Annotated in this window: 28 protein-coding genes and 2 pseudogenes; 13 read left to right on the forward strand and 17 right to left on the reverse strand. The window is 65.6% G+C overall.

Annotated elements, in window-relative coordinates; translation table 11 throughout:
* Both Q0A33_RS04490 and Q0A33_RS04495 read left to right on the forward strand, forming a co-directional pair.
* Nucleotides 1-628 (forward strand): DUF933 domain-containing protein (locus tag Q0A33_RS04490; protein ID WP_291793736.1); only part of this gene is annotated, 628 nt, incomplete at its 5' end.
* Nucleotides 629-790: 162 nt separating this feature from the next.
* The gene (locus tag Q0A33_RS04495) at nucleotides 791-1657 is read left to right on the forward strand and encodes an AraC family transcriptional regulator (RefSeq protein WP_291793738.1); all 867 of its coding nucleotides are present in this window, start codon (nucleotides 791-793) and stop codon (nucleotides 1655-1657) included.
* A gap of 137 nt (nucleotides 1658-1794) precedes the next feature.
* On the opposite strand, the gene Q0A33_RS04500 is transcribed toward Q0A33_RS04495, so the two are convergent.
* The 5 genes and pseudogenes from Q0A33_RS04500 to Q0A33_RS04520 form a co-directional block, all read right to left on the reverse strand.
* Nucleotides 1795-2379, reverse strand: a complete 585-nt coding sequence (locus Q0A33_RS04500; RefSeq protein WP_291793741.1) for a hypothetical protein — start codon at nucleotides 2377-2379, stop codon at nucleotides 1795-1797.
* Nucleotides 2376-2939 (reverse strand): TetR/AcrR family transcriptional regulator, encoded by a 564-nt coding sequence (locus Q0A33_RS04505; protein ID WP_291793745.1) that lies wholly within the window; start codon nucleotides 2937-2939, stop codon nucleotides 2376-2378. The genes Q0A33_RS04500 and Q0A33_RS04505 overlap by 4 nt, the downstream gene beginning before the upstream one ends.
* A 135-nt stretch (nucleotides 2940-3074) precedes the next feature.
* Nucleotides 3075-3908: pseudogene (locus Q0A33_RS04510) on the reverse strand (SDR family oxidoreductase).
* A gap of 107 nt (nucleotides 3909-4015) precedes the next feature.
* Nucleotides 4016-4798, reverse strand: coding sequence for a MerR family transcriptional regulator (locus Q0A33_RS04515; protein WP_291793749.1), 783 nt, complete (start codon nucleotides 4796-4798; stop codon nucleotides 4016-4018).
* Between the two features lie 41 nt (nucleotides 4799-4839).
* Entirely contained in the window at nucleotides 4840-5748 is a 909-nt protein-coding gene (locus tag Q0A33_RS04520) for a DUF2268 domain-containing putative Zn-dependent protease (protein WP_291793752.1), read from the reverse strand.
* Nucleotides 5749-5893: 145 nt separating this feature from the next.
* Between Q0A33_RS04520 and Q0A33_RS04525 the strand changes: the two genes are divergently transcribed.
* From Q0A33_RS04525 to Q0A33_RS04535, 3 genes are read left to right on the forward strand one after another with little or no spacing between them, the layout of a single operon-like run.
* Complete coding sequence (locus Q0A33_RS04525) at nucleotides 5894-6175, forward strand: type II toxin-antitoxin system RelE/ParE family toxin (RefSeq protein WP_291793756.1); 282 nt, start codon at nucleotides 5894-5896, stop codon at nucleotides 6173-6175.
* Complete coding sequence (locus tag Q0A33_RS04530) at nucleotides 6150-6470, forward strand: HigA family addiction module antitoxin (RefSeq protein WP_291793759.1); 321 nt, start codon at nucleotides 6150-6152, stop codon at nucleotides 6468-6470. The genes Q0A33_RS04525 and Q0A33_RS04530 overlap by 26 nt, the downstream gene beginning before the upstream one ends.
* Before the next feature lie 23 nt (nucleotides 6471-6493).
* A complete protein-coding gene (locus tag Q0A33_RS04535; RefSeq protein WP_291793762.1) occupies nucleotides 6494-6955 on the forward strand; it encodes a GNAT family N-acetyltransferase in 462 nt (153 codons plus the stop codon).
* Nucleotides 6956-7236: 281 nt separating this feature from the next.
* Here Q0A33_RS04535 and Q0A33_RS04540 read toward each other — a convergent pair whose 3' ends face one another.
* Nucleotides 7237-7926, reverse strand: coding sequence for a TetR/AcrR family transcriptional regulator (locus Q0A33_RS04540; protein ID WP_291793765.1), 690 nt, complete (start codon nucleotides 7924-7926; stop codon nucleotides 7237-7239).
* Between the two features lie 64 nt (nucleotides 7927-7990).
* Here Q0A33_RS04540 and Q0A33_RS04545 point away from each other — a divergent pair, with 64 nt between their 5' ends.
* From Q0A33_RS04545 to Q0A33_RS04555, 3 genes are all read left to right on the forward strand, one after another.
* Nucleotides 7991-8746: an SDR family oxidoreductase gene (locus Q0A33_RS04545; protein WP_291793768.1), complete on the forward strand. Its 756-nt coding sequence runs from the start codon at nucleotides 7991-7993 to the stop codon at nucleotides 8744-8746.
* A 15-nt stretch (nucleotides 8747-8761) separates the two neighbouring features.
* Nucleotides 8762-9091 (forward strand): nuclear transport factor 2 family protein, encoded by a 330-nt coding sequence (locus tag Q0A33_RS04550; protein ID WP_129314012.1) that lies wholly within the window; start codon nucleotides 8762-8764, stop codon nucleotides 9089-9091.
* Between the two features lie 105 nt (nucleotides 9092-9196).
* Nucleotides 9197-10363, forward strand: a complete 1167-nt coding sequence (locus tag Q0A33_RS04555; RefSeq protein ID WP_291793777.1) for a low temperature requirement protein A — start codon at nucleotides 9197-9199, stop codon at nucleotides 10361-10363.
* A gap of 315 nt (nucleotides 10364-10678) precedes the next feature.
* Here the strand turns inward: Q0A33_RS04555 and Q0A33_RS04560 are convergent, their stop codons facing one another.
* A complete protein-coding gene (locus Q0A33_RS04560) occupies nucleotides 10679-11926 on the reverse strand; it encodes an ISL3 family transposase (RefSeq protein ID WP_291793902.1) in 1248 nt (415 codons plus the stop codon).
* A gap of 203 nt (nucleotides 11927-12129) precedes the next feature.
* Complete coding sequence (locus tag Q0A33_RS04565) at nucleotides 12130-12729, reverse strand: DNA alkylation repair protein (RefSeq protein WP_291793780.1); 600 nt, start codon at nucleotides 12727-12729, stop codon at nucleotides 12130-12132.
* Nucleotides 12730-13180: 451 nt separating this feature from the next.
* Here Q0A33_RS04565 and Q0A33_RS16560 point away from each other — a divergent pair, with 451 nt between their 5' ends.
* Complete coding sequence (locus Q0A33_RS16560) at nucleotides 13181-13408, forward strand: methyltransferase domain-containing protein (protein ID WP_363316535.1); 228 nt, start codon at nucleotides 13181-13183, stop codon at nucleotides 13406-13408.
* Nucleotides 13409-13433: 25 nt separating this feature from the next.
* Here the strand turns inward: Q0A33_RS16560 and Q0A33_RS04570 are convergent.
* The 5 genes and pseudogenes from Q0A33_RS04570 to Q0A33_RS04590 form a co-directional block, all read right to left on the reverse strand.
* Nucleotides 13434-13724 (reverse strand): annotated as a pseudogene (locus tag Q0A33_RS04570) (integrase core domain-containing protein); the annotation flags it as partial.
* Between the two features lie 7 nt (nucleotides 13725-13731).
* Nucleotides 13732-14934, reverse strand: coding sequence for an IS30 family transposase (locus Q0A33_RS04575; protein WP_291793783.1), 1203 nt, complete (start codon nucleotides 14932-14934; stop codon nucleotides 13732-13734).
* A complete protein-coding gene (locus Q0A33_RS04580) occupies nucleotides 14879-15766 on the reverse strand; it encodes a DDE-type integrase/transposase/recombinase (protein ID WP_291793786.1) in 888 nt (295 codons plus the stop codon). Before Q0A33_RS04580 ends, Q0A33_RS04575 begins: the two co-directional genes overlap by 56 nt.
* Nucleotides 15763-16068, reverse strand: coding sequence for a transposase (locus Q0A33_RS04585; protein ID WP_087625650.1), 306 nt, complete (start codon nucleotides 16066-16068; stop codon nucleotides 15763-15765). The genes Q0A33_RS04580 and Q0A33_RS04585 overlap by 4 nt, the downstream gene beginning before the upstream one ends.
* Before the next feature lie 192 nt (nucleotides 16069-16260).
* Nucleotides 16261-16713 (reverse strand): VOC family protein, encoded by a 453-nt coding sequence (locus Q0A33_RS04590; protein ID WP_291793792.1) that lies wholly within the window; start codon nucleotides 16711-16713, stop codon nucleotides 16261-16263.
* A 103-nt stretch (nucleotides 16714-16816) separates the two neighbouring features.
* Between Q0A33_RS04590 and Q0A33_RS04595 the strand changes: the two genes are divergently transcribed.
* Both Q0A33_RS04595 and Q0A33_RS04600 read left to right on the forward strand, forming a co-directional pair.
* Nucleotides 16817-17791, forward strand: a complete 975-nt coding sequence (locus tag Q0A33_RS04595; protein WP_291793795.1) for a WYL domain-containing protein — start codon at nucleotides 16817-16819, stop codon at nucleotides 17789-17791.
* Nucleotides 17788-18453, forward strand: coding sequence for a YdeI/OmpD-associated family protein (locus tag Q0A33_RS04600; protein ID WP_291793798.1), 666 nt, complete (start codon nucleotides 17788-17790; stop codon nucleotides 18451-18453). Before Q0A33_RS04595 ends, Q0A33_RS04600 begins: the two co-directional genes overlap by 4 nt.
* An 80-nt stretch (nucleotides 18454-18533) precedes the next feature.
* On the opposite strand, the gene Q0A33_RS04605 is transcribed toward Q0A33_RS04600, so the two are convergent.
* Nucleotides 18534-19184 (reverse strand): hypothetical protein, encoded by a 651-nt coding sequence (locus tag Q0A33_RS04605; protein WP_291793800.1) that lies wholly within the window; start codon nucleotides 19182-19184, stop codon nucleotides 18534-18536.
* 139 nt (nucleotides 19185-19323) lie between these two features.
* Nucleotides 19324-20346 carry a DMT family transporter gene (locus tag Q0A33_RS04610; protein ID WP_291793803.1) on the reverse strand — a complete coding sequence of 341 codons (1023 nt, stop codon included), beginning with the start codon at nucleotides 20344-20346 and terminating at the stop codon, nucleotides 19324-19326.
* A 72-nt stretch (nucleotides 20347-20418) separates the two neighbouring features.
* Here Q0A33_RS04610 and Q0A33_RS04615 point away from each other — a divergent pair, with 72 nt between their 5' ends.
* Together Q0A33_RS04615 and Q0A33_RS04620 are read left to right on the forward strand one after the other, a co-directional pair.
* Entirely contained in the window at nucleotides 20419-21312 is an 894-nt protein-coding gene (locus Q0A33_RS04615; protein ID WP_291793806.1) for a LysR family transcriptional regulator, read from the forward strand.
* Nucleotides 21313-21373: 61 nt separating this feature from the next.
* On the forward strand, nucleotides 21374-22309 hold the full coding sequence (locus Q0A33_RS04620) for an alpha/beta hydrolase (RefSeq protein ID WP_291793809.1): 936 nt from the start codon (nucleotides 21374-21376) through the stop codon (nucleotides 22307-22309).
* 21 nt (nucleotides 22310-22330) lie between these two features.
* Here the strand turns inward: Q0A33_RS04620 and Q0A33_RS04625 are convergent, their stop codons facing one another.
* On the reverse strand, nucleotides 22331-23269 hold the full coding sequence (locus Q0A33_RS04625; protein WP_291793812.1) for an NAD-dependent epimerase/dehydratase family protein: 939 nt from the start codon (nucleotides 23267-23269) through the stop codon (nucleotides 22331-22333).
* A gap of 374 nt (nucleotides 23270-23643) precedes the next feature.
* The gene (locus Q0A33_RS04630) at nucleotides 23644-24036 is read right to left on the reverse strand and encodes a VOC family protein (protein WP_291793815.1); all 393 of its coding nucleotides are present in this window, start codon (nucleotides 24034-24036) and stop codon (nucleotides 23644-23646) included.
* Between the last annotated feature and the right edge of the window lie 40 nt (nucleotides 24037-24076).

Raw genomic sequence — 24076 nt, forward strand, 5'->3', positions numbered from 1 at the left:
CAAGACGATCGAGCCGAGCGTGCTGGAGAACGTGCAGAAGGCCAAGACGCTCCTGGAGGACGGCACGACGCTCTTCCACGGTGCGGCGGGTGCGGGAATCGACGTCTCCGAGCTGCGGGAGCTGCAGCTGATGACGGCCAAGCCGTTCATCTACGTGTTCAACACGGACGAGGACGGGCTGGCGGACGAGGCCATGCAGCAGGAGCTGCGCGAGCTCGTGGCGCCGGCGGAGGCGATCTTCCTGGATGCCAAGTTCGAGTCCGAGCTGATCGAGCTCGATGAGGCCGAGGCCAAGGAGATGCTCGAGTCGACGGGCCAGGACGAGTCCGGCATGGACAAGCTGGCGCGCGTGGGCTTCAAGACGCTCGGGCTGCAGACGTATCTGACGGCGGGTCCCAAGGAGTCGCGGGCCTGGACGATCCCGCAGGGCGCGACCGCACCGCAGGCCGCAGGCGTCATCCACACCGACTTTGAGCGCGGCTTCATCAAGGCGGAGATCGTGAGCTTCGACGACCTCGTGGCCGCTGGATCGATGGCCGATGCCAAAGCTGCGGGCAAGGTGCGCATGGAGGGCAAGGACTACGTCATGCGGGACGGGGACGTGGTGGAGTTCCGCTTCAATGTGTGACGTGAGCTGATCCTGCACTGTGGGCCCCGTCGATCCTCGTGATCGGCGGGGCTTTCGCTGTCCAGTGCGCTCGGTGTGGTCGTGAACCCGACAGAATCGGACCGGAACGATCGGGCGGGCGTCATGTCATCGGGATGAGAGTGGATGGCGAAGGGAGCAACCATGATCGAGATCCTCAATCGGCTGGTCGATGAGATCGAGCGCCGCATCGACGAGGACATCGACGTCGATGCGCTCGCTGAGTCGATGGGCACGACGGGTTATCACGCCAGACGAATGTTCTCGTCGCTGGCGGGCATGCCCATTTCCGAGTACGTGCGCCGACGGCGGATGACTGTCGCGGCGGCGGACGTGGTCGGTGGGGAGGATCTGCTGACGATCGCGGTGCGGTATGGGTATGGATCCGTCGAAGCCTTCGGGCGTGCGTTCCGCTCCGTACACGGCGCAAGTCACGGAGACGTTCGTCGTGATGGTGGCCCCCTTCGTACTCAACCCACCCTCAGGTTCCGCCTGACTGTCGAAGGGAGCGTCCCCATGGATGCCCGAATCATCGAACGACCCGCTTTCCGCCTGATCGGTCACGCCGCGCGCGTGCCGCTGATCTACGAGGGCGTCAATCCGCACATCCAGCAGCACATCGCGTCGCTTCCGGCGGAAGAGCATCAGCGACTCAAGGCGATGAGCAGCACGGACCCCCGTGGGATCCTCGCGGTGAGCGCCGATGTCGAGCCCGACTATCAGGAGGGGAGCGAACTCACCTATCTCCACGGCGTCGCGGTCGAGCACGGCACCGAGACCCCGGCGGGCCTGGATGTGATCGACGTCGACGAGGGGGAGTGGGTCGTGTTCCGTACCTCGGGGCCGCACCCGGCCGCCCTGCAGGACGCCTACGCGGCGTCGGCGTCGGAATGGTTCCCGTCGAATCCGTGGCGGTTGCGTCCCGGCCCGTCGATCGTGTCGATTCTGGAGCATGCCGACGACTTCCGCACGGCCGCGTGTGAGCTGTGGTTCCCGATCGAGCGGGCGTGACCTGATCGGGCGCACGGGCGCAGACACGTGGCGGACGTCCGCCGTGAAGCCGTGAGGTCGGTCCGTGCCGGAACGCGGTGGAGTTCCGCTTCAATGTGTGAGGCGATTGGCTGCCTATCGCGTTGACCAGCGGGGGTTCAGTCGTCCAAGAGTGGGTTGTATCTCATGCTCAGCCCTCGTTCGATCGCCGCGAGGCCTCCGGCGATGATGACGAGGAGGTTCTGCCAACCCGCGAGGCGGATCGCCGGGATCTCGAATACTGGGAGCCCGACGTACGACGTCAGCAGACCGACGAGGTTGATCAGCTGAGGAAGCTCGAGCAGAAGCACCCCCATGACGATGAGGGTGGCGACGATTCCGACTGCTCGACTGGTTGCGGGGTGCTGTCGGTCGAGGTTCGCTCGCCAAGCCTCGGCGGTGCCCGCAGCAGGGGTCAGCGGCTGGGTCTCCCGTGCCTTCGCCTCGCGGATGCGTACGTACTTCATCCCGAGCTTTGCGACAGCTGCCTCGATGTGCGCGCCGTCTTCGATGGCGAAGGAGGCCTTGCGTCGCGTTGTGTCGACGAGGCGACCGTCGCGGTACAGGGAGATGCGCTCATCGAGATCGAGGTACCCGGAGTCGACGACGTAGTGATGTCCGTTCCGGTGCACCTCGAATCTCCCCCGGATGAGGCCGGCTCCCCACCGGAGGGGCCTCAGCGTCGTTGATGATTGCGTGGTCACGATGCGACTCCTCGAAACATGTCGTCGATGGATGTCTGCAGCAGCGCGAGCGCCCGATCGGGCGAGGACTGGCCGAGGAGAACCTGCCCGCTGAGCCCTTCGGCCGTAGCAAGGAGTCCCTGAAGAGTGCCTTCGGTGTTGTTCGAGTCGAGGCGGATCCTGCTGGATTCCAGGAGGCGTTCGAGGAAGGCGAGAAGTTCGGCGTGCCCCTCGCGGATCCTCGTCGCCAGGATGTCCTCCGTGAGCGCCAGCGACTCGAACTGCGCCACCACCCGCAGTCGTCGCATCGCTGTGTCATCGGTGGGAATCATCGCGCGCAGGACGGCGGTCAACACCTGTTCCGGCGCGGCGGCTTCCCCGACGGCCGTGGCCACCTCTGCGGCAACGGCGTGCTGTACCGAGTCGAAGGCCGCGAGCATCAGAGCAGTGCGGTCGGGGAAGTAGTGCTGAACCCGGCCGGGCGAGACCCCAGCAGCGGCAGCAACTCGTCGCACCGTCAACGCGCCGGCACCTTCCTCCGCCACCAGTACGCACGCTGCGGCAGCGATAGTGTCGCGCACTGTCTCGTGGTCCCGCCCCACACCTCGGCTCACTGGCACCTCCTAATCGATACGAGTGTATCGGATTGCGAGGCAGGTGTGCCAGATGTTCGTCCGTACCGGAACTCGGTGGAGTTCCGGTTCAACGTCTGAAGGTTAGCTTCCGCGGGGACGCCAGCGCCCGAACCCGCCCTCGGTATTGATGATCTGGCCTGTGAGCCACGATGCCTCGTCGGTTACGAGCCACGCGATAAGGCGCGCAGGGTCGTCCGGTTGTCCGTATCGCCCGAACGGGAACATGGGCTTCACGAACTGCTACATGTCGTCGGTGAGATACCCGGTGTCGACGGGGCCTGGATTGATGGTGTTCACCCGAATGTCGTCGTCGGCGAGTTGATCGGCGATCGTCGTCGTCACTCCGGCAATCGCGGCCTTGGCTGCTGCATATGCGACCTCGCCGGGCATCGGGCCGAGGTCCTGTCCCGATGTGAGGAAGACGATTGACGCCGGCGTCCCCGGGACGTGATGTGTAGCGAAGGACTGGGCGAGCAGAATCGAAGCGCGTGCGTCGACTGCCCAGTGTTGGTCGAGATCTGCGGCACTCAACTCACCGATGGGGCCGTCGGATCCTGATAGCGCTTGATTGCAGACCAATGCATCGACATGGCCGAACTCGCTCACGGCTGCGTCGATCACCTGCTCGGCGGCGTTTGGCTCGGTCAGATCGGCGTGGAAGTCAGCAACTCGTGCATCGCCCACGGCGTGTGATCGAACGCCTTCGAGTACAGCGGTGATGTCGTCGCTGCCCCACTCCTGCTCGGCATCATGTGGGGAGAAGTGGTGACAAAACACGTTGGCTCCGTATGCGGCGAGTCTGCATGCGATGGCGTACCCGATTCCCGCGCGGCGGCTGACCCCGGTCACGACAGCGGACTTGCCCTTCAAGGGGAACGGGACGCGCGTCAAAGGATCCGTCGGTTCGAGGTTCATGATCTCCAGTGAAACAGAATGCCCGGTCGCATTCGACGGTTCTGCGCGGCTGTCAGCTGTGCAGAGGTTGCTCCGTGCCGGAACTCGGTGGAGTTTAGATTTTCAAATTAACCTCTGAGGTCATCCGCAGGAGAAGGCTTTAGTCCTCGCACGTGAAGTCGCAACGCGTTTGCAGCGAAACTTGCGGCCTCCGGGGTTCCGAAGGCGACATGGAAGTCGGGGTTCGTTTCGTACTGGTCTGCGAGACCACGGATCATGTCGACGGACTTCGCCGTGTCGCCTGCATGGGTAGGAGTTCCCGGAATCTCCTTGAACCACTCCACGTGAACGGCCGCGTGCTCCTGCGCTATCGCGGAGTCCAGTTCATGTCCTTCCTGCTGGATCACACGCCACCGGGTGAGTAGGGCGTCGGCTCTGACTTTCCATGCCTTTTGCTGCTGGACCGGTTTCCCGTGCCACCACTGATTCGATGCGTCGAATGCGTCGCGGCCCCAGCGCTCGACGACCTCAACCTCATATCGGTCGTTGAATCCCTCGAGCATGACATCCATGCGAGGTTCGCGGCCCTGGCGACGCATGGACAAGGTGTGCTCCACCGCGTTGATGCGTCGATTCAGAGAGACGCGTTCCCTAGCGAGATGCTCCAAGTGCCCGGTGAGCGCTTGGACTTCCACCTCAGGAGTTGTGGGCACATCAAGTACGTCCGCGATGTCGGCCAGCGGCATGCCCGTTTCTCGCAACAGCAGGATTCGCTGCAGGCGGGAGACTGCGTCGGGCCCGTAGTACCGGTAACCGTTGGACCCGACGCGGTCTGGCTCGAGCAGCCCAATCTGGTGGTAGTGACGCAGCGTTCGCCCGCTGATGCCCGCACGTTCTGCGAGCTCGTGCACGGTCCACTCCACGGACTGCCTCCAGCTGGTTGACGTCGTTCTCATTCTTCCCGATTGAGGCGCAAGCCCAGTTGAGGCGCGGCGACACGCAGAACCTCGTCCACAGGCACGGCAATGCTCTGTGCCGCGGTGGCTCCTGTGGCATCGAGGTAGGCGCGAACTAGTCGTATGCCGGCTGCGTAGCCAGCACCCGTGGGCAGACCAACTGGCTCTGCGCCGAGGAGGCGCGCGCTCGCGTCACCATGCACCCACGCCGTGAAGTTCTGCATGCCTGTGACGTGCAGCCCGCTTGCGACCTTCGCAAGGACTTCGGCATCGTTGTGGGTGCTTTCACTGACGAAATGCGTGTACCCGCGGTCGCCGAACAGCTCCGCAGCGAACACGTCCGCAAGCCCTTCCGAGATTACCTGCTCGCCGACGGTGACCGTCATCGGGTCCCATACGACTCCGCCCGGCGAGTACCGCACATTGTGGTGCAGTTCATGAACGGCAATCGCTTCGAGTCGCTCCAGAACCTGGGGCGTGGGCCAGACGGTGATGGTGATGTAGCCGCTGATTCCACCGAATGCGGACAGCCCCTGGATCTCGTCGACGAAGTGCTTGTTGTCGGGATCGCCTAACACGAGGAGCACCTGCAGATCGGGCACCTCGATGCCCGGGGCAGCTGCCCGGAGTGCCGCGGCTCCGGACTCGAGCGCCGTAGTGATGCGGTTCCAGGCGTCTGCCTCGACGAGACGCTCGAGGGCCCCCTGGATCGGTTCGGTTGCGCCCTCCCAGTCGAAGCCGAAGTTCTGTCGGTGCACGGTGGCCATGTCGATCCCTCCCGGGATGAAGTGGTACATCCCAGCCAGGGGAGACCACATCTCACGGACCAGATCGGCGCGGTCATCGGGTGTCGCTGCGAGCACTCGGCGCATGCTCGACGCGCTGTCAATCACTGAAATAGTCATAGCAAGAGACGGTAAACCTTGCCGTTACGACAAGGTCAAACCCGGGGAGTAGCTAACTTCTCCAGAGGTTGGTATCTGCGGCGACGTGGTGGAATTCCGGTTTAACGTCTAGCGTTAATGACGGTCCGCGTTATATGCTCGTCTCGTGATCAGATCGTTCGGCAGCAAGGACACCGAGCGCATCTGGCATGAGCAGTACGTCAAGCGCGTCGACCGGACGGTGCAGCGCGCGACCTTGCGGAAGCTCGAGCTGATCCATGCGGCGAAGGATGTCGAAGACCTCCGGGTTCCGCCAGGCAACCGCCTGGAGCGTCTGGTCGGCGACCGTCGCGGACAGCACAGCATCCGCGTGAACGCGCAATGGCGTCTCTGCTTCGTCTGGAGAGAGGGAGGTGCGGAAGATGTCGAACTCGTCGACTACCACTGAGACCGACCTGATCGAGCCCATCCACCCAGGGGAGATCCTCATGGAGGACTTCATCGAGGGATTCGGGATCACGCAGAACAAACTGGCGGTGTCGATCGGCGTCCCGCCGCGGCGGATCAATGAGATCGTGCACGGCAAGCGGGGGATCACCGCTGATACGGCGATCCGACTGGCGCGCTACTTCGGCACGTCAGAGGAGTTCTGGATGAACCTGCAGTCGAACTACGAGCTGCGGCTCGAGCGTCGGGCGCTGCGCGATCAGATCGACGCGATCGCGCCTTTGCAGTCGGCCTGACGGGGTGTGGGCATATCGGAGCGGTGAATGGCATCGAGCTTCGGAAAGCACAGTCGGACGAAGCGGAAGAGGTCTCAGCCGTCGCGTTGCGTTCGAAGGGCTACTGGGGCTGCTCGGACGCGTTCTTGGCGGCGTGTCGTGCGGAGCTCACTTTCACGCCGGAGCAATGCAGGTCAGGTGCGCTGATCGTCGCAGAGTCGGACAGGTGCATCGTTGGCTTCTACCTCCTCGATGGCTCACCTCCTGAGGGCGAGCTCGCAGCGCTGTTCGTAGATCCTGTGTGGATCGGCGCGGGTGTGGGAGGTGCGCTCCTGCGCCACGCGCTGACGAAAGCCGCTGAGCTGGGGTTTCGATGCCTCGTTCTCGACGCGGATCCGGGCGCGGAGAGCTTCTATGCGAAATACGGAGCAGAGACGATCGGCAGCGTCGCAAGCGGGTCGATCCCGGGGCGGCAGATCCCGCAGATGCGGTTCGACCTGACGTGAAAGTCGAGAGGTTGGTCTGTGCCGGAACTCGGTGGAGTTCCGCTTTTCAAACTAACGTCTGGTGAGGTCTGACGGGCAACGGCTGCACATCGCCACACTCCACGTCCCCGTCGATTGGGACGTCGAGCCGTCCGAGCGCATCTACGACGGCCTAGTGTTGAGTTAGGCACTCTGTACGCGCGGCGCGAATCCTGCCCGCTGGCACGGCGTTGGTTTGATCGAAGAAGGTCTCTTGTCTACCTCCTGAACCGCTGTGCCTCTCCGAAGCTCGTGGCACTCGCCTACTGCAGCTTCTCAACCCTGCTCAACCGGCCGAGCCATTCGATGAGGAGCTGGGTCTCCGCCTTGCCGAGGACATCTGGTTGTGCTGCAGCGAGCTCGATGGCAGTGGTGAGCGAGTCGTTGGCTCGTGTTCCCTTGCCGGTGATCGCCGAGATAGCGCCTTCACGGACAGCTTGAGACAGGGCAGGATCCGGCGCTGCCAGGATGATCTGGCGCAGGGTGACGCCGATGTTGGTCACTAGGATGTGCGCGGCAGCCTGCTCAGAGGGCACCAGAAGCCTGCCCTGCTCGGCGGCCCGCGCCGTGAGCGCGCGTAGGATCTCGCTGGGACGCGACTGCGCCTCGGGGGAGTGCCCAGGGCGGACCTTCCCGTACATCAGCGTGTAGAACCCGGGGTTGGCCAGACCGAAGGCGACGTGGGCATCCCAGCCGGCACGGATGTCCTGGATGGGATCGCCCGAGGACTCCATCGACGACTTCTCATTCAGGTAGAGGTCGAACCCGTGCTCGATGACAGCGTCGATCAGCCCTTGCTTGGAGCCGAAGAAGTGGTAGAGCGTCGGCATCTTCACCCCGACTGCGTCGCACACCGCGCGCAGGGAGAACTCCTCGCCGGGGGCGGCGGCGATGAGGTCGGCGGCTGCCGCTATCAGTCGCTCCCGTGTATCGCTTGTCGGTGCTCCTGTCATAGTGCTACGTTAGCTTATGTATCAGAGAGATACAGTTGCATAGTGACGATACAGAGGGGGCTTCATGGCTGAGCACACACTCAAGGGCAAGAACGTTCTGATCGCGGGCGGCGCGAAGAACCTCGGCGGGCTGGTCGCTCGTCAAGCAGCCGAGGCCGGCGCGAACGTCGCGATCCACTACAACTCCGACTCCAGTCGCGCGGACGCGGAGCAGACGCTGGCCGCCGTCGAAGCGGCTGGAGGCAAGGGCGCGGTGTTTCAGGGGGACCTCACGGTTCCGGCGAACGTGGCCGAACTGTTCGCCGACGCTGAGGCGGCTCTGGGGACGATCGATGTCGCGGTGAACACGGCGGGCAAGGTGCTGCGCAAGCCGATCGTGGAGACCACCGAGGACGAGTACGACTCGATGTTCGACATCAACTCCAAGGCCGCTTACTTCTTCATCCAGGAGGCCGGCAAGAACCTCGCCGACGGCGGCAAGATCATCACCATCGTCACCGCGCTGCTGGCCGCGTTCACCGACGGCTACTCCACCTACGCCGGAGGCAAGTCGCCGGTGGAGCACTTCACTCGCGCCGCGGCCAAGGAGTTCGCCGACCGAGGCATCTCCGTCACCGCGATCGCGCCCGGTCCGATGGACACGCCGTTCTTCTACGGCCAGGAGACCCCGGAGCGGGTCGAGTTCCACAAGTCGCAGGGTATGGGCGGTCAGCTCACGAAGATCGAGGACATCGCCCCGATCGTCCGCTTCCTCGCCTCCGAGGGCTGGTGGATCACCGGCCAGACGATCTTCGCCAACGGCGGCTACACCACCCGCTGAGAACGGAGCAGACTCATGACCGATCAGACTATTCCCGAGCCAGTGGCGTCCTTCATCGACGCCGTCAATCGCCATGACGAGGCCGCGTTCCTCGACGCCTTCACCGCCGCCGGCGCGGTCGACGACTGGGGGCGGATCTTCACCGGCCGCGATGCAATCAAGGCCTGGAGCGACAGGGAGTTCATCGGCTCCCGCGGCACGCTTGCCGTCGAGGAGGTAGACGCTGCAGGCGAGACGGTCACCGTCGTCGGCGACTGGCGCTCCAACCACGCCAACGGCCGCTCGAAATTTATCTTCGACGTCGACGGCGACAAGCTCGCGAAGATGACGATCCGCGAAGGCTAGAACCGACACTGGCATCTCGAGCGGGCGTCCAGCCAGATGGACGCCCGCTCGGTGTTGTCGCCTTCGAAGCAAACGCACGACACGCATATACGAGGTTCGTCAACCATGACTACCGTCCCGCTCGCCCGCACCGGGCAACGTCGATCCGAGGTCGGCCCTGTCGAGCTCTTCTTCGACCTGGTCTACGTCTTCGCCATCATCCAGCTCTCGCACCTGCTCATCAAGCACCTCTCTTGGGAGGGTGCAGCCCAGACCATCGTGGTGTTCGCCGCGGTGTGGTGGGGCTGGAACTACACCGCTTGGGCGATGAACTGGCTGGATCCGAGCCGCACTCCGGTGCAGCTGCTCTCCGGGGTGCTCATGCTTGCCGCGCTGGGCATGTCGATCGCCATTCCTAGTGCCTTCGGCGACGGAGCCTGGTTGTTCGTCGGTTGCTACCTGTTCATGGGCATCCTTCGTCCAGTCTTCATGATGATCGCCTACCGCGGCCACCAGCTCGCAGCCAACTACCGCATGCTCCTGCTGTGGACCCTGCTGGCCGGCATGTTCTGGGTCCTCGGTGCGGCACTGCCCCTCGAGTGGCGGCTGGGTCTCTGGTTGATCGCGGTGCTCATCGACTACGCGGCCCCGCTCGCCCACTACCGGATCCCCGGTATCGGTGCAGCCCCCATGCACCAGTGGGACACCGACGCCGAGCACCTGGCCGAGCGCAACCGTCTCGTCTTCATCATCGCCCTGGGCGAGTCCATCCTGCTCATGGGCGGCAGCATCGTGTCCCACGGGCAGCTCACCCCCGGCCTCGCTCTGAGCTTGATCGTCGGCTTCGCGTCCCTGTTCGTGCTCTGGTGGAACTACTTCGCCCTTGCTGGCCCTGATACTCACGGCGGGGACTCGTCAACTGGGGCTCTCCGATCGGCCTACGCCTATGCGCATGCTTTTATGGTCTTGGGCGCGATCCTCGTCGCCGTCTCCATCGAGCTGCGGCTCTCCCATGACCACCTCACGCCCGCAATCGTTGTCGTGACGGCAGCAGGTCCGCTCGTCTACCTGGCGGGGAACCTGCTGTTCCTCCGGTCCCGATTCGGACGCCTCGCACGGTCACGATTCATCGCAGCAGCCGTGCTGGTGGGGATCATGATCGCCGCGATGCTGCTGATCGATCACCTGCCGGTGATTGCGTTGAGCGTCGCTGTACTCTCCGTGACGGCTATTCTCGCCGCCCACACCGCGTACACGACATCGAAACAGTCGGCGCTCGATAACCGGCGATGACCTGGCAAACTCTATCTGAGATCCTTCTGCGCCCGATCGCGGTGCTCAGGAGCGAGCGACGCGCTTTGCTTTTCAACTGCGATCCTCGGTCATAGCTGGCCGACCGCATCGCGGTGAGAATGCTCCTTTGCGTCGCCGGCGGCTATGCGCACCTGGTCTCGGCCGTGCACTGTACGAACGGATCAGAGCAACGCTCTGACCCGCGGGATGATTAGCGCTGGCAACTTGACTACTCATCGTCAGAGGTTGGTTTGTAGCGGAACTCGGTGGAGCTCCGCTTCAACGTTTAGTGGCTCTTGGGACATTGGGTGGGGGTCATGGGGTGAGTCCGCCGGCGGCGAGGAGCACGCGGAGGCGGTAGTTGTGCTGGTTGCGGTAGCCGCGGGCGAGGCGGCGGTGCAGCTCGATGATCCCGTTGACGGCCTCGGTGCCGCCGTTCGATGACCTCCCGGTCGTGAAGTAGGCCAGGAACGCAGCCCGCCAGCGGCGGAGGGTGCGGCCGAGCCTCGCGATCTCCGGGATCGGGCAGGTGCGGAACGAGTCGACGACCTTCTGCGCGATCCGCCGCCCCTCGGCGAGGTCTTTCTGGTGGTAGGCGGAGCGGAGTTGCTGCGCGCACTGCCATGCGACGAACACCTCGTCGTGCGCGGGATCGGCCTCGATCGCCGTCGCGAGCCTGATCCGCTGCTTCTCGGTGAGGTTCTCGGCGCCGGCGCGGAGGATGGTCTGGATCCCGTAGAGCGGGTCGCCCTTCCGACCGCGATGTCCGAGGGTGTCCTGCTGGACGCGGCGGCGCACCTCGTCGACCGCTTGCGTGCCGAGTTTCACGACGTGGAACGCGTCGAGCACCGCGGTGGCGTCCTCGAGCTTGTCGTCGATCGCGGTCTTGTAGCCCGCGAACGGATCAAGGGCTGCGACCTTCACGTTGCGCCGGAAGCCGTTGCCGCGGCCTTCGAGCCAGGACGCATACGCCTTCCCCGACCGGCCGGGCACCAGATCCAACAGCCGCGCCCGCGTCTTTCCGCGCTCGTCGCGGCTGAGATCGACCATCCCGGTCAGCTCCTTCGGGCCGCGCTTGCGGGGGTCGACGTGATGCCAGATGTGCTCATCGACGCCGAGCGTGGTGACCCCATCAAACCGGGACTCATCGGCCGCCAACGTGACGAGCTCGGGCTCGACAGCGCGCCACACCGTCTTCCACGACGTCCCCAGCTGCCGGGCAAGTCCTGCGATCGTGGCGTGTTCGCGCCGCAGTTGTCCGATCGCCCAGCCGATGGCTCGGTTGGTGATCGACCCGCGCCGGGCGACCAGACCCGGGAGTTGCTCCACGAACGTCCGCCGCGCGCATCCCACCTCGTCGCATCGCCAGACCCGCTGCCGCCACACGATCCGCACCCGCGTCGTCGCGGGCACATCGTGAAGCACCCGTCGGCGGCGTCCGCGGCCGGTCGCGACGCCCCCACACGAGGGGCAGCCGGTCGGCGCCGCTGGTGTCGAGACCGTCACCACCAGCAGCCCGTCGCGACGGTCGACGCGCTCGACATGGACATCGGGAAGACCCAGCAGAACGTCGCAGCGGGAACACGAATCAGCGGCAGAGCGCGCGGAAGCGCACCCCGAAGTAGGGTGAAGCACGTCGAGGTCCTCGTGATAGATCAGGGAGTTAGCGCTTCTGATCCTCGGGGACCTCGACCCCTACCCGCCGAACCTCACCCGGCGCGCCCTCCCCCCACCGGATGTCCGAAGAGCCCGTTTAGTTGCCCGGTTCATTGATCGCGCCGTGCTGCATGCTTGCGGTAGATCTTGACGGCGGCGGCGACGCGAGGGTGCGGGTCGTCAGCAAGCAGGTCTGCAATGACAAGTCCACGCGCGACGTCGCCATCTGTTCCTTTCTTGATGAACCATAATGGCGCGGTGATCGCAGACCGTCGTCGAAGTGGGTCGTCGGATCGTGCAAGGTCTTCGAGGACCCTAAACTCGATCACGTCGCTTAGGATCGGCCACCCGATTACCCGGGGTGCTGCTCGATCAACCATGTCCCATGTCGTGATGGCGTCGTGGTGGTCGAGATAGATTGCGGCGAGGTCCTCACGTTCCTTGGCGGAGAGGCGCCGACGGGCGCGAAAATCGAGGATGCAGAATGCGGCGAGGCGCGGCTCATACGCAGGATGGATGAATAGTCTTTCGAGTTCTGCTGCGGGGATGTCGGTGGCAAGCTTCGCCGTCGCGAACAACGTGCTCATCCGGACACCGATGACCGATTCATTAGTTGCGACTCGGGTTCGAATCCGCTCGGTCTCACGTGGGTCCGACGCGTTCTGTAGTGCCGTGACGAGCTCGTCAGCAGTACTCAGACGCCTTCGCATGGCAGGATTTTAGCAAGGGCTTCAGGGCTGCGTCTTTAGCCCAGCGCGAGCAGCGGGGCAGCGTTAGATCCTTCATGGCGATCCTAGGCGGCGTTGCACATTCGACAGATGCTTCGACCGGTCGGAGCGATGGGCACGCCCGCCTGTCCAGCCCGCTAACGTTGTTCCGTGCCGGAACGTGGTTGAATTCGGATTCAATGTCTTGTCAGTGCAATTCATTGTTCTCGTGTGGTTGTGTTGGGGCGCGATGGCGCTACGGACCTGATCGTCCCCGACGTGTCATGATGGAGTGATGGATCACTTCGACAGGCTCGTCGACCTGGGCGAATCAGCAGACGTGTCGGGCTGAGACTTCTCCTGGCTTGATGGGCGCGCGACCGAAGAGCGGCCGCCGTGGGGTTACGCTCGGCAGCTGTCGAAGCGTCTGGGGCGCGCGTACGCGAGCCTCGACATCCAAACGGGCGGGGGAGAGGTTCTCGCCGAGGCAGAGGTCTTCCCTCGCACAGCGGTGGCGACCGAATCATGGCCGCCTAATGTCGCGAAGGCGGCTCGAAAACTGCATCCGCGAGGTGTCGTGGTGGTCGCCGACCCTGATGAGCCTCCCCTTCCATACGCCAATGATGCGTTCGATCTCGTGACGAGCAGGCATCCAGCGACGGTCTGGTGGACCGGGGTCTGATGCAGGAATGGGTGACAGTTGTTGTTTAGGCCGCGAGGGCCAGGGGTGGGTTCATCATGGTCTCGAACTCGATGGGCGTCAAACGCCCGAGCGCGGCCTGACGGCGGCGCCGGTGGTAGGTGCGCTCGATCCAGGTCACGATCGCGATCCGGAGCTCGGCACGGGTCGCCCAGGAGCGGCGGTTCAGAACGTTCTTCGGCAGCAGGCTGAAGAACGATTCCATCGCGGCGTTGTCGCCGGCCGCGCCCACGCGCCCCATCGATCCGACCAGCCCGTGACGGGCGAGCGCCCGGATCGTCTTCCGAGCCCGAAACTGACCAGGTTCAACTGGTCGATGCAACACCGGCTTGTGGAAGCAACAGTAGCTGCTCGTTGAAGGCCTCGGCCGGGGTCTTCCAGCCGAGGGTCTTGCGGGGCCGGGTGTTGAGGGCGTGCGCGACGGCCGCGAGCTCGTCGGCGGACCAGCGCGACAGGTCGGTGCCCTTGGGGAAGTACTGGCGCAGCAGCCCGTTGGTGTTCTCGTTCGTGCCGCGTTGCCACGGCGACTGCGGGTCCGCGAAGAAGACAGGAATGCCAGTGGCAACCTTGAACTGGGCGTGCGCGGACATCTCCTTGCCGCGATCCCAGGTAAGCGACCGGGCCAGTTCGGTGGGCAGTGTCGACATGGTGTTCGTCAGGGCCTTCGCCATCGTGAGTGCACCGTAGCCGGCCAGCGCGGGCCCGTTCTTCGGTGTCTCCTTGTGCCGGTAGCCCTCCTCGCGGGGAAGGTGCACGAGCATCGTGTACCGGGTAGTGCGGTCCACGACGGTGCCGATCGCGGACCGCTCGAGCCCGATGAGAAGGTCGCCTTCCCAGTGGCCGGGTACAGCCCGATCGTCGGCTTCGGCAGGGCGTTCGCTGATCAGCGTCTCCGGGGTGACGTGGGCCCATGTCTTGCGGCGCGACCGCTCGCGAGGCACCCGCAGCGGCCGCCCCGTGCGCAGGCACCACACCAGCTCGCGCTTGAGCGCACCACGCCCTTCGATGAACAGTGACTGATAGATCGCTTCGTGGCTGATGCGCATGGAATCATCATCGGGGAAGTCGATCGGCAGACGGTTCGAGATCTGCTCGGGGCTCCATGCACGCGTCCACGCCCGATCCTTGCGGTGCGGCTTGCCCCGCCCGGTGAAGCGCGGTGGTGTCGGGCCAGGCACGACCGTGCCGTCGGGCAAGCAAATCTGACCCGTCAGGCGCTCCTCGACGTAGGCGCGTAGTCGAGGGTTGGCGACGAGCTTGGCGACCTTCGGGCGCTTGGCGGCCATGTCGGCCTTCCACTGCGCCACCGACGCCCGATAGCCGCTCGATCCGTAGCGGGTGGCAGCGTCGCGACGCAGCTCCCGTGACACGGTCCCTGGGTCACGTCCGATGGAGCGGGCGATCGCGCGAACGCCCTTGCCCTGGACGTGCAGCAGGGCGATTTCTTCACGCTCAGCGAAGGAGAGATACCTGCCCGAATGCTGCTGCTTGATGTCGAATGGCGGCATGCCGCCAGCCTTGTGGAACCACCGTGCACCTACCGCCTGCGCGACGCCGACGACTGCCGCGCCTTCCTCCGCAAGCAGACCCTTCGCGATCTGCTCCCAGAACGCGACCTCGACGTGGCGTTGGAACTTCGGGTGCCCCGGCGAGCAGAGCTTGGGTCTGATCGCCCGATCCGAATCCTGCTGACGACGTACCATCACACACCTCCGATTCGAGGTGTTGCGACGACCAGTTGAATCCGCCCTGGCTGCCCCTGTCGGCATGCAAGATGCATCCGGCGACATCGCCGCGGCGGGCGACGGCGTTGCGGAGTGCGTCGACCGCGAGCTTCGAGGTCATCCGGTCGCTGATCGAGTACCCCACGATCCGGTTTGAGAAGACGTCTTTGATCGCGCAGCAGTAAAGCTTGCCTTCGGTCGTCGTGCGGTGCTCGGTGATGTCGGTGAGCCAGACCCGGTTCGGGGCATCGGCCCGGAAGACGCGTTGCACGTGGTCGTCGAACACGGGTGGGCCGGCCTTCTTGCCCTTCCCGCGCCGGCGGCGTTGCGCGGAGGAGAGGATCCCAGCCTGCGAGCACAGCTTCCACGCCGTCCGGCGACTCATCCGCCACCCTGCGCGGCGTGCTTCGTCAGCGAGGTATCGGTAACCGAACGTCGGGTCGTCCTCATGCGCGTCGTGGAGGGCGTTGATCCGATACGCGCGGAGGACGTCCGCGTCGCGGATCGGGTCATTGCGCCACCGGTAGTAGGGCTGTCTTGTGAGCTTCAGGACCCGGCACGACACCGTGACGGGGATCCCCGCCTCGGCGAGCTCGGCAACGAGCGGGTACGTCATTTTGGGGAGCCACCCAGTTTCAGGTTCGCCTGCGACAGATATGCCGCTGCCTTCCTGAGGACTTCGTTCTCCTGCTCGAGGAGACGGTTACGGCGGCGCAGCTCTCGCATCTCGGCGGCCTCGTCTGCCGTCTGACCGGGACGCTTGCCTTCCTCGACATCTGCTTGGCGGAGCCAGTTCTGCAGCGTCGCCTCGCTGACTCCGAAGTCAGTGGCGATCTGCTTGATGGTGACGCCGCTCTCACGGCGGCGGGCGACCGCGACGACGTCTTCGCGGAACTCTCTCGGATAGGGACCGGGCATGATGACATCTTTCCCGCCAGCGCCTCCCGGCACTAACGATCAGTTGTCACCGATCCGTTCCTCACGCCCGACGCCGTGGCAAGATCAACGCGATCTCCTCCTTAGAGTGCGGTGGAGGTCGCGGCATCGTTGATCCCAACGACTGGTCGTCGGGGCCGCTCTGTGCGGTGCCCCGACGACGAGTTCGCAGCATCAGGCAGCGACGTCGAGGATCCAGGTCACGCCGAAACGGTCGGTGAGCATGCCGAATCCGGCACTCCATGGGGAGGTAGCGAGCGGCTCGATCACCGTTGCACCCTCGGTGAGGCTGCCCCAGTAGTGCTGGATCTCGTCGAGAGTTTCGCCGCGCACGGACACGAAGGCGGGCTGGTCGGTGATGGTCATCCCGTTCTCTCGGGTCGTCGAGCCGGCATGGGCCACGGAGTCGCCCGTCTGGTTCGGGATGTCATACGCCATAAGCCGGAAGCCTGACGGTGAAGCGAGCATGCCGAACACCAGTCCTTCTGCGCCGGGCGCATCGGCGGGCATGCCGAAGTCGGCATATGAGGAGGCGGTGATGTCGCCGCCGAACACCGACCGGTAGAAGTCGAGCGCCGGACGGGCATCGCCGCGGAAGTTCAGGTGCGTGGTGGTGATGATGCTCATGGTTCAGCTCCTTGAGAGTTCTCCGCCGGGTTGTCCCGGCACCAGATCACGATCCGCCCCAACTAGGTCAGCTTCTGTCCGCAATTCGATTTACCGTGGTGTCATGGCCGAACAAACATCCCGACTGCTGCAACTCCTCTCGCTCCTGCAGGCGCGCCGTGACTGGTCGGGGTCCGAACTGGCCGGGCGGCTCGAGGTCAGTGAGCGCACCGTACGTCGCGACATCGAGCGGCTGCGCGCGCTGGGGTATCGGATCGGCGGGCTCACCGGCCCGGACGGCGGTTACCGCCTCGAAGGAGGTGCCGACCTGCCACCGCTGCTGTTCGACGACGACCAGGCGGTCGCCCTGGCGATCGCGCTCGAGTCCAACGTCTTCCCTGGAAGCGGCATCGAAGAGGGTGCGGCGCGCGCACTCGCCACGCTGCGTCAAGTGCTGCCGAGCCGGCTGCGCCATCGGCTCGACGGCATGTCGGTCACGTCGCTGTCGGTGCGCCCCGGCGATGCTCCTCCGCCCGTCGTGCCGCCCGAGGCACTCGTCGAGCTGTCGGCCACGGTTCGCGACCGTCGGATCCTCCGTGTGGACTACAGCAGGGCGGACGCGACGCTCGAGCGGTATCGCCTGGAGCCTCACGGTCTCGTCACCGTTGGTGGGCGGTGGTACCTGCTCGCGTGGGACGTCGATCTGGACGACTGGCGCACGCTGCGTGCGGACCGTCTGGTGCTGCGCCCTCCGCACGGGACGCGTTTCACTCCGCGGGCCATTCCTGGCGGCTCCGTTGCCGCGTTCGTCTCGGCGCGTTTCAAAGGCTCGGACCACGTCGATCGCTGGCCGTGCGAGGGAGCGGTGGTCCTCGAGATGCCGGCACGCGACGTGCGTCCCTTCGCCGGCGACGGAATCGTCGAGGAACTCGGCGACGAGCGATGCCGACTGCGCGCAGGATCGTGGTCATGGGGCGCGCTTGCCGCTGCGTTCCTCCGTTTCGAGGCCGAGATCGGCGACGTCGAACCTCCTCCTCTCGCCGAGGCCTTCGCGGCTCTCGCACGCCGCGCGCACGTGGCGAGTGGAGTGTGCGCATGAAGCACGGACCGGGGACCCCCGGCGGGTCGGCCGAGCGTCCGGCCGTCTTCTTCCGTGACGCCGACGAATTCCGCGCGTGGCTCGATCACTATCACGACACCGAGAGCGAACTGTGGATGGAACTCCGTCTCGCCCATGTCGCTGATCGCGGTCTCACCTGGGCTGACGCGGTGGTCGAGGCACTGTGCTTCGGGTGGATCGATTCGGTCTCGCAAAAGATCGACGACGACTCACGCCGTCAACGCTGGTCACCGCGCAGTTCCCGGAGCACGTGGTCGAACGTGAACATCGCGCATGTCGAGCGGCTGATGTCGCAGGGTCGTATGCATCCGGCGGGAATCGCGGCGTACGAGCAGCGTTCCACAGACCGATCGGGTGTCTACACGCACGAGAACGCCGATGCGGAGCTCGCTCCTGTGCTGCAGGCGATCATCGACGCGTCACCGCGGTCCGTTGCGTTTCTCGACGCGGCAACACCGGGGTACCGCAAGACGGTTCGCCACTGGATCATGTCTGCGAAGCAGTTTGCCACGCGGGAGCGGCGGGCGCATCAACTCGTCGCGTGTTGCGAGGCCGGTGAACTGATCCCGCCCCAGCGTCACGGCCGCGCCCCGGCGTGGCTGGCGCGTGCGGTCGCGGCCGCGACGGGAGCAGGAGAGTGACGTACCCGCGGTCAGGTAACCGTCACGTGTCCTCCACCCGCAGATGGTCTTCCATGACGGAACTCGGTGCAGCTTGGAACTCATGTGAGTGTGAGTTCTAGTCCAATGGCTCTGCTGCGCGAATAGGTGACGTCTGAGGTGGCGTGCCTGCGGGGTGCGTCTGGATGGATGACACCATGCCCGCCTCCTGCCCCGAGGAGTTCCGCGACGTCGTTGTGCGCGTCGCGGAGAACCGTGTGCCCGGCGTCACGATCGAGGACCTCGGCGTTCGTCCCGTGACCCGGTGGAAGTGGCTCCGACGCCTGCGTCGCTCGCGACGACACCGCTCCGACCGGCGCGATGCCGACCACTGCGCATCGCGATCGTGCCATGGATCGAACGCACCTGCCCACTGGCGCGGGCGGCAGGAGTGTCTGGGACCTCTCGAAACGTCGAAGCCTCCATCTCTGGGCATCAGGTTCCTCGGTGCCACCCGCAACTCTGCGACGATGCTCCTCCGGGGTGACATGCAGTGCGACCGGGAGGAGGGTGGTGTCGGGATCGAGAGATGCGGTGATCTGCGACCAGTGCACCTCGGCGGTGATCGTCTGGGGCACGATGACCAGTCGCGGGCCCCTGTCAGGCAATTCCCTCATCACGGAGTCGATCGTCACTGCGGTGATCTCCCGCCACGCGCTCCAGTCCTGGAAGTCCCGCACAGGTGCGACCGGCTTGAGAACCGGCCTCAACATGGAGCCGACCTCCTCGGGTCGACGATGACCGCCCTTGGCACGGCTCGGGCGAGCAGCCGAGCCGTGGTCGTCTTCCCCGCACCGAATGCGCCATTGAGCCAGAGGAGCCGGTCCGGGCGATACGTTTTCATACTTTTTCCTAGAAGGGTCCGTCACCGCGACGCGGCGACGGACCCGTCGAATCCCTGAAACGAGTGATGCCCGCATCGTCCGTGTGTACAGGCTGCGACTTCGTTCGACCGGGCTGGATTTCCGTTCGACGTCTGAAGAGTCCGTTCGCCACGGCTACGGCGGCGATGACGATGATCGCCCCGAGAATTTGGAGGCGTGTGGGATGCTCGGACAGCACTGCGGCCGAGAGCGCGAGCGCGAGCACCGGTTGGACCAGGAGAAGCGCTGCAGTGGTGGAGGGAACGAGCCTCGCGCTGCCGTGGTGGACCAGCAGCCACGCGACGACCTGACCCAGCACTGCCAGAACAATCAGCAGCATCCATGAGCGCACGCCGATGCCTGTCAGACGGGGACCGCCGGTGAATGTCGCGAGGAGTGCGGTCGTCACAGCCGCCGACGCAGTCGCCCACGTCAGTGGCTGGATGACTCGTCCGGGCTCGTCCAGGGCGGCGCGGCGGGTGAGGAAGAGATAGGCGCCGTAGCTGAGACCCGCGAGCAGTCCGAGCAGTGTCCCCGTGACGGTTCGCATGCCGAGCGCAGCCACGTCCCAGATGCCTCCGACGAAGCTCATCCCCAGCAGCATCAGCGGCAGGGCCCGGAGAAACCGCCTCGCTATCGGCTCGCGGTCGATGAATAGTGCGAGCAGAGGAAGCACTATCACCTGCACGTTGATCAGCACGGTGCTGATCCCTGCGCCGACCTGGTAGATCGCAGCGGTCCATGCGGCGTAGTCGATGCCCAGCGCCACCCCCGCGATGGCTGCCCAGCCGATGCCCGGCCGGGAGAGGCACCCGCGTCTGCGTTGTTCACCGATGGCCAACGGCACGAGCACGAGGACCGCGAGAGCGCAGCGGAGCATCGCTGTCGTGGCTGCATCCACACCGGCGAGCTTGACCAAGATCGCTGACACCGACAGACACAGTGCGCCGCCCATGACCGACGCTGTGGAAACAGTGTGCACGCGGGCTGAGCCGGGAGGGAAGAGTGTCATGGATCGACCGTAGTCAGCGCCGAACGATTAGCACTAGTTCACATATCTGCCCTGTGCTGATAAGTATGACGTATGAGTCTGGAATGGAGCCGGCTGCGGATACTGGATGCGGTCGCACGCACAGGATCGGTGGGACGGGCAGCGGCACTGTTGCATATGACAGGCCCCGCGGTCTCTCAGCAGCTCCGTCGGATCGAGGCCGAGGCGGGGATCCGGGTCGTGATTCCGGACGGGCGCGGGGTGCGTCTTACCAGCGAGGGGCGGGTGCTCGCGGGATATGCGGCACAAGTCGCAGATCTCATGACGCGAGCAGAGAATGATCTGCACCACGGCGAGGAACTGGTCGGGCGGGTGTGCATGGGGGTCCTGGCCTCGTTCCTCCGGACGCCTCTTGCGGATGCGCTCGCATCGTTCCAGCGCATGCACCCGCGAGTTGAGCTGCGCGTCGAGGATGGCGAGACTGCAGCCCATCTCGCCCTGCTGACCGGCGGCCGTCTCGACCTCGTGTGCGCCGAGTCGTGGAGCATCTCGCCGCTCGAGCTTCCCACTGGCGTGACCGCGCGGACGCTGAGTCGTGAAACCGCATGGATCGCTCTGCCGGAGCAGCACCGCCTCCGCGGCAGAGAGCGGCTGGACTTCGTCGACCTCGCCGCGGAGAGCTGGGTGACCTGCGCCAGGGATTCCGACGGCCACCGTGCGCTCGTCCAGGCGGCCCGCATCACCGCCGTTGAGCTCGAGGTCCGCCATTTCGTGGCGGACCGGTCGACGCAGATGGCTCTCGTGCGAGCAGGGCTCGCGGTCGCCTGCATCCCTTCGTCCGCGCAGCCGGAAGACGGTGAGGGGGTCGTCTTCCGCCCACTGGCGGTGGATCTGCATCGTCAGATTCTGCTTCTTGCGGGCGGGCGGCCTGTGCCACGCCCCGTCGACGCCCTCATCCGGCATCTGACCGGTCCGGACGGATGCTAGAGTGCGGCCAGCTCGCCCGCTCTCATCCGCCGACGCATGAAGATGCACGAAGGAGCTCACCATGGCGCTCATCGAGATCGGCTTCCCCTCGAACAACGGGCGGGACATGATCCACGCCTGGGTGTACCAGCCCACGGTGCAGGCGCGTGCCGTCGTGCACCTGATCCACGGCCTCGGCGAGCATTCGCGCCGGTACCTGCACCTGATCGTCCGTCTGCTCGACGAGGGCTTCGTCGTCGTCGCGGACGACCACGCCGGGCACGGCCGCACGGCGATGGCGACCGGCATCTGGGCCGATGCCGGCGAGGACGCGGACCGTGTGGTCGTCGCCGATGAGCAGGAGCTCCGGACGCGGGTCCGGCAGCTGCACCCGGACCTGCCGTACATCGTCTTCGGGCATTCGTGGGGTTCGATGATTGCACGCGGGATGGCGGCGGAATCCAGCGGTGAGATCGACGCGCTCGTGCTGGGCGGGATCGCGGCTCAGCTCCACGGGATCGAGCATGTCCTCGACAGGGACGCTCTGGCAGCTGCGCCCGAGGCCGAGGCGCCTGTGGACGACGCGCTCGTGCAGCAGACGTTCGACGGCTTCGTCTCGCGCTACGGCCCGGATGCCGGCCCCACCGACTGGGTGGCGCGCAACGCGGATGTGGTCCGCGACCATGCCACCGATCCGTTCAACAACTTCGGTGCACCCATGAGCGTGCGGTTCCTGCGCGGCTTCGTGGCGCTCTACGACGCGGTCAACAGCGCTGCGTGGTACGACTCCGTCCGAACGGATCTGCCCGTGCTCATCCTCGCGGGGAGCGAGGACCCGGTCGCCAACTTCGGCGAGGGCGCCTACCACGTCGCGAACACCCTCGCCGCCACCGGCCATCCGGATGTCCGCACCCGCGTCTGGGCGGGATTCCGCCACGAGGTGCACAACGAGCCCGAGATCCGTGACGAGGTCGAGGGCGAGATCGTCTCCTTCGTCGAACGCGTCATCGGTGACTGACCTCGATACTCAGGAGCCGGTTCATGAGCGTGAGGCACCCGCTTCCGCGCTGATGGCTCTGAGGCCCTCCCTGTAGCTGGTGACGGTGAAGTCCGGGAACCGGCTCCGGAACTTCGCGGAGTCGAAGAGGCTGTCGTGAGCGTAGCGGGGCAGCAGTTCCCGGAGCTCCCGCACCTGCGGAGACGCGATCCCGGCGGCATACAGTGCCCATTGCGGCACAACCGTGTACCGAGGATCGGTGCCGAACGCCGCGGACGCGGCGTCCACGAACTCGCGGTAGGTCAGTCTGCTCTCGTCGATGGGCAGGTGCCACGTCTGTCCATAGGCGTCAGGCGTGCTGCCCAGCATCGCGAGGGCGCGGCTGGCGTCCGGAGTCCAGATGAGGCTGCGGAGCCGGTCGTCGCGCACCGGTATGAGAGGGCGTCTGCCTGCCCGCAGGCGGTCGATGATGAGGGAGTTCGTGAAGCCCTGCGTGCGGCCGGGGCCGTAGAATTCGGGGGCGCGGGCGATGAGGACGGGGATGTCCCCGTGCGACATCTCCTGGAGCACCATCCGTGCCATCGCTGCCCGGACCCTGCCCTTGCGGCCCACGGGAGCGAAGCCGGTGTCCTCCGTCTGGATCCGCTCGTCCTGCGGATACATGTACGTGTTGTCGAAGTACGCGAACTTCGCGCCTGCAGCTCTGGCGGCGTCGAGCGCATTGCCCAGCATGGTCGGGAACCGGCTCTCCCACAGCTCGGTCTTCGCGGGCAGCCCTGCCGCGAAGTAGACGACGTCGCTTCCCGCGACCGCCGCCCTGGTCTGCTCAGGGTCGAGGAGATCGGCCGCCACCACGCCGTCGTCGGCATTGACGGGGTGAGGGCTCCGGCTCACCAGTCTCAGCTCTCCGGTCTGCATTCGATGCAGTTCGCGCGCCAGCTCGACGGCGATCTGCCCATTGGCTCCGAGGATCGTCTGCATCGCAGATCTCTGCCCTTCCCTGTCCTGTCGGGACGTCACGGATGCTCCCGAGGTGGTTCCATCACACGCCGCACGCAATGTTGTCAGTGCACACATTACGGTAGAAGGCGGGAGTGTGCGGTGTCAACATTGGGGTGCGGGCGAGATGGCTGGCCGCGATGCGCCTGCGTGTCGTGTGTCTGTGCTCCTGTTGCGCCGCGTGGATGCGGGGGAGGGGCCTGAGGGTCGCGGCTGACCCGCCCTCGGGTGATCGTCATCCCATGTGTGCGGCCGCGTGGGCTCGCGTGGCTGGTCTGCTGCTGAGGACTCATCCCCTCGGTGGCGCGGGCCGGGCGGGGCAGGTTCGAGCTGCGTGAGGCGCGCGCTGCCGGGCCTCAGTTCTCGCAGAGGCAGAACGGGTGGCCCGCTGGGTCGAGGAACACCATGAAGCTCCCGTCCTCGCTGGGCTGGGCCGGGTGCTTCGTCGCCCCGGCGGCCTCCGCGAGGGGTGCGGCCTCCGCGATGGACTCGACGTAGAAGTCGAGGTGCGCCTGCTGGGGGACGGGGCCGGTGGGCCAGTCGGGGGAGCGGTATCCCTCGATCTGCTGGCACGCGATCTCGGAGCCGTTCTCGGATCCCGCCGGAGGGACCACGCTGACCCAGCCGGGATCGTCCTCGGAGGAGCGCGTGCGCCACCCGAGCAGGCGTGCGTAGAAGGCGCCGAGTGCGGCGGCATCCGGGCAGTCGAGTGCGAAGACGTGCTTCGTCGTCTGAATCGATGCGCTCATGGCAATGAGCGTACTGCCGGGTGCAGGCGTGCGGAAGGGG

Source organism: Brevibacterium sp., assembly GCF_022712115.1.
In the GTDB taxonomy this organism is placed as follows: domain Bacteria; phylum Actinomycetota; class Actinomycetes; order Actinomycetales; family Brevibacteriaceae; genus Brevibacterium; species Brevibacterium salitolerans.

Coding starts and splice junctions, on each gene's coding strand:
- Q0A33_RS04495 (WP_291793738.1), top strand. CDS start 791: ATGATCGAGATCCTCAATCGGCTGGTCGATGAGATCGAGCGCCGCATC.
- Q0A33_RS04520 (WP_291793752.1), bottom strand. CDS start 5,748: ATGACTATTTCAGTGATTGACAGCGCGTCGAGCATGCGCCGAGTGCTC.
- Q0A33_RS04530 (WP_291793759.1), top strand. CDS start 6,150: ATGTCGAACTCGTCGACTACCACTGAGACCGACCTGATCGAGCCCATC.
- Q0A33_RS04540 (WP_291793765.1), bottom strand. CDS start 7,926: ATGACAGGAGCACCGACAAGCGATACACGGGAGCGACTGATAGCGGCA.
- Q0A33_RS04545 (WP_291793768.1), top strand. CDS start 7,991: ATGGCTGAGCACACACTCAAGGGCAAGAACGTTCTGATCGCGGGCGGC.
- Q0A33_RS04550 (WP_129314012.1), top strand. CDS start 8,762: ATGACCGATCAGACTATTCCCGAGCCAGTGGCGTCCTTCATCGACGCC.
- Q0A33_RS04555 (WP_291793777.1), top strand. CDS start 9,197: ATGACTACCGTCCCGCTCGCCCGCACCGGGCAACGTCGATCCGAGGTC.
- Q0A33_RS04565 (WP_291793780.1), bottom strand. CDS start 12,729: ATGCGAAGGCGTCTGAGTACTGCTGACGAGCTCGTCACGGCACTACAG.
- Q0A33_RS04575 (WP_291793783.1), bottom strand. CDS start 14,934: ATGCCGCCATTCGACATCAAGCAGCAGCATTCGGGCAGGTATCTCTCC.
- Q0A33_RS04580 (WP_291793786.1), bottom strand. CDS start 15,766: ATGACGTACCCGCTCGTTGCCGAGCTCGCCGAGGCGGGGATCCCCGTC.
- Q0A33_RS04585 (WP_087625650.1), bottom strand. CDS start 16,068: ATGCCCGGTCCCTATCCGAGAGAGTTCCGCGAAGACGTCGTCGCGGTC.
- Q0A33_RS04590 (WP_291793792.1), bottom strand. CDS start 16,713: ATGAGCATCATCACCACCACGCACCTGAACTTCCGCGGCGATGCCCGT.
- Q0A33_RS04595 (WP_291793795.1), top strand. CDS start 16,817: ATGGCCGAACAAACATCCCGACTGCTGCAACTCCTCTCGCTCCTGCAG.
- Q0A33_RS04600 (WP_291793798.1), top strand. CDS start 17,788: ATGAAGCACGGACCGGGGACCCCCGGCGGGTCGGCCGAGCGTCCGGCC.
- Q0A33_RS04605 (WP_291793800.1), bottom strand. CDS start 19,184: ATGTTGAGGCCGGTTCTCAAGCCGGTCGCACCTGTGCGGGACTTCCAG.
- Q0A33_RS04610 (WP_291793803.1), bottom strand. CDS start 20,346: ATGACACTCTTCCCTCCCGGCTCAGCCCGCGTGCACACTGTTTCCACA.
- Q0A33_RS04615 (WP_291793806.1), top strand. CDS start 20,419: ATGAGTCTGGAATGGAGCCGGCTGCGGATACTGGATGCGGTCGCACGC.
- Q0A33_RS04620 (WP_291793809.1), top strand. CDS start 21,374: ATGGCGCTCATCGAGATCGGCTTCCCCTCGAACAACGGGCGGGACATG.
- Q0A33_RS04625 (WP_291793812.1), bottom strand. CDS start 23,269: ATGCAGACGATCCTCGGAGCCAATGGGCAGATCGCCGTCGAGCTGGCG.
- Q0A33_RS04630 (WP_291793815.1), bottom strand. CDS start 24,036: ATGAGCGCATCGATTCAGACGACGAAGCACGTCTTCGCACTCGACTGC.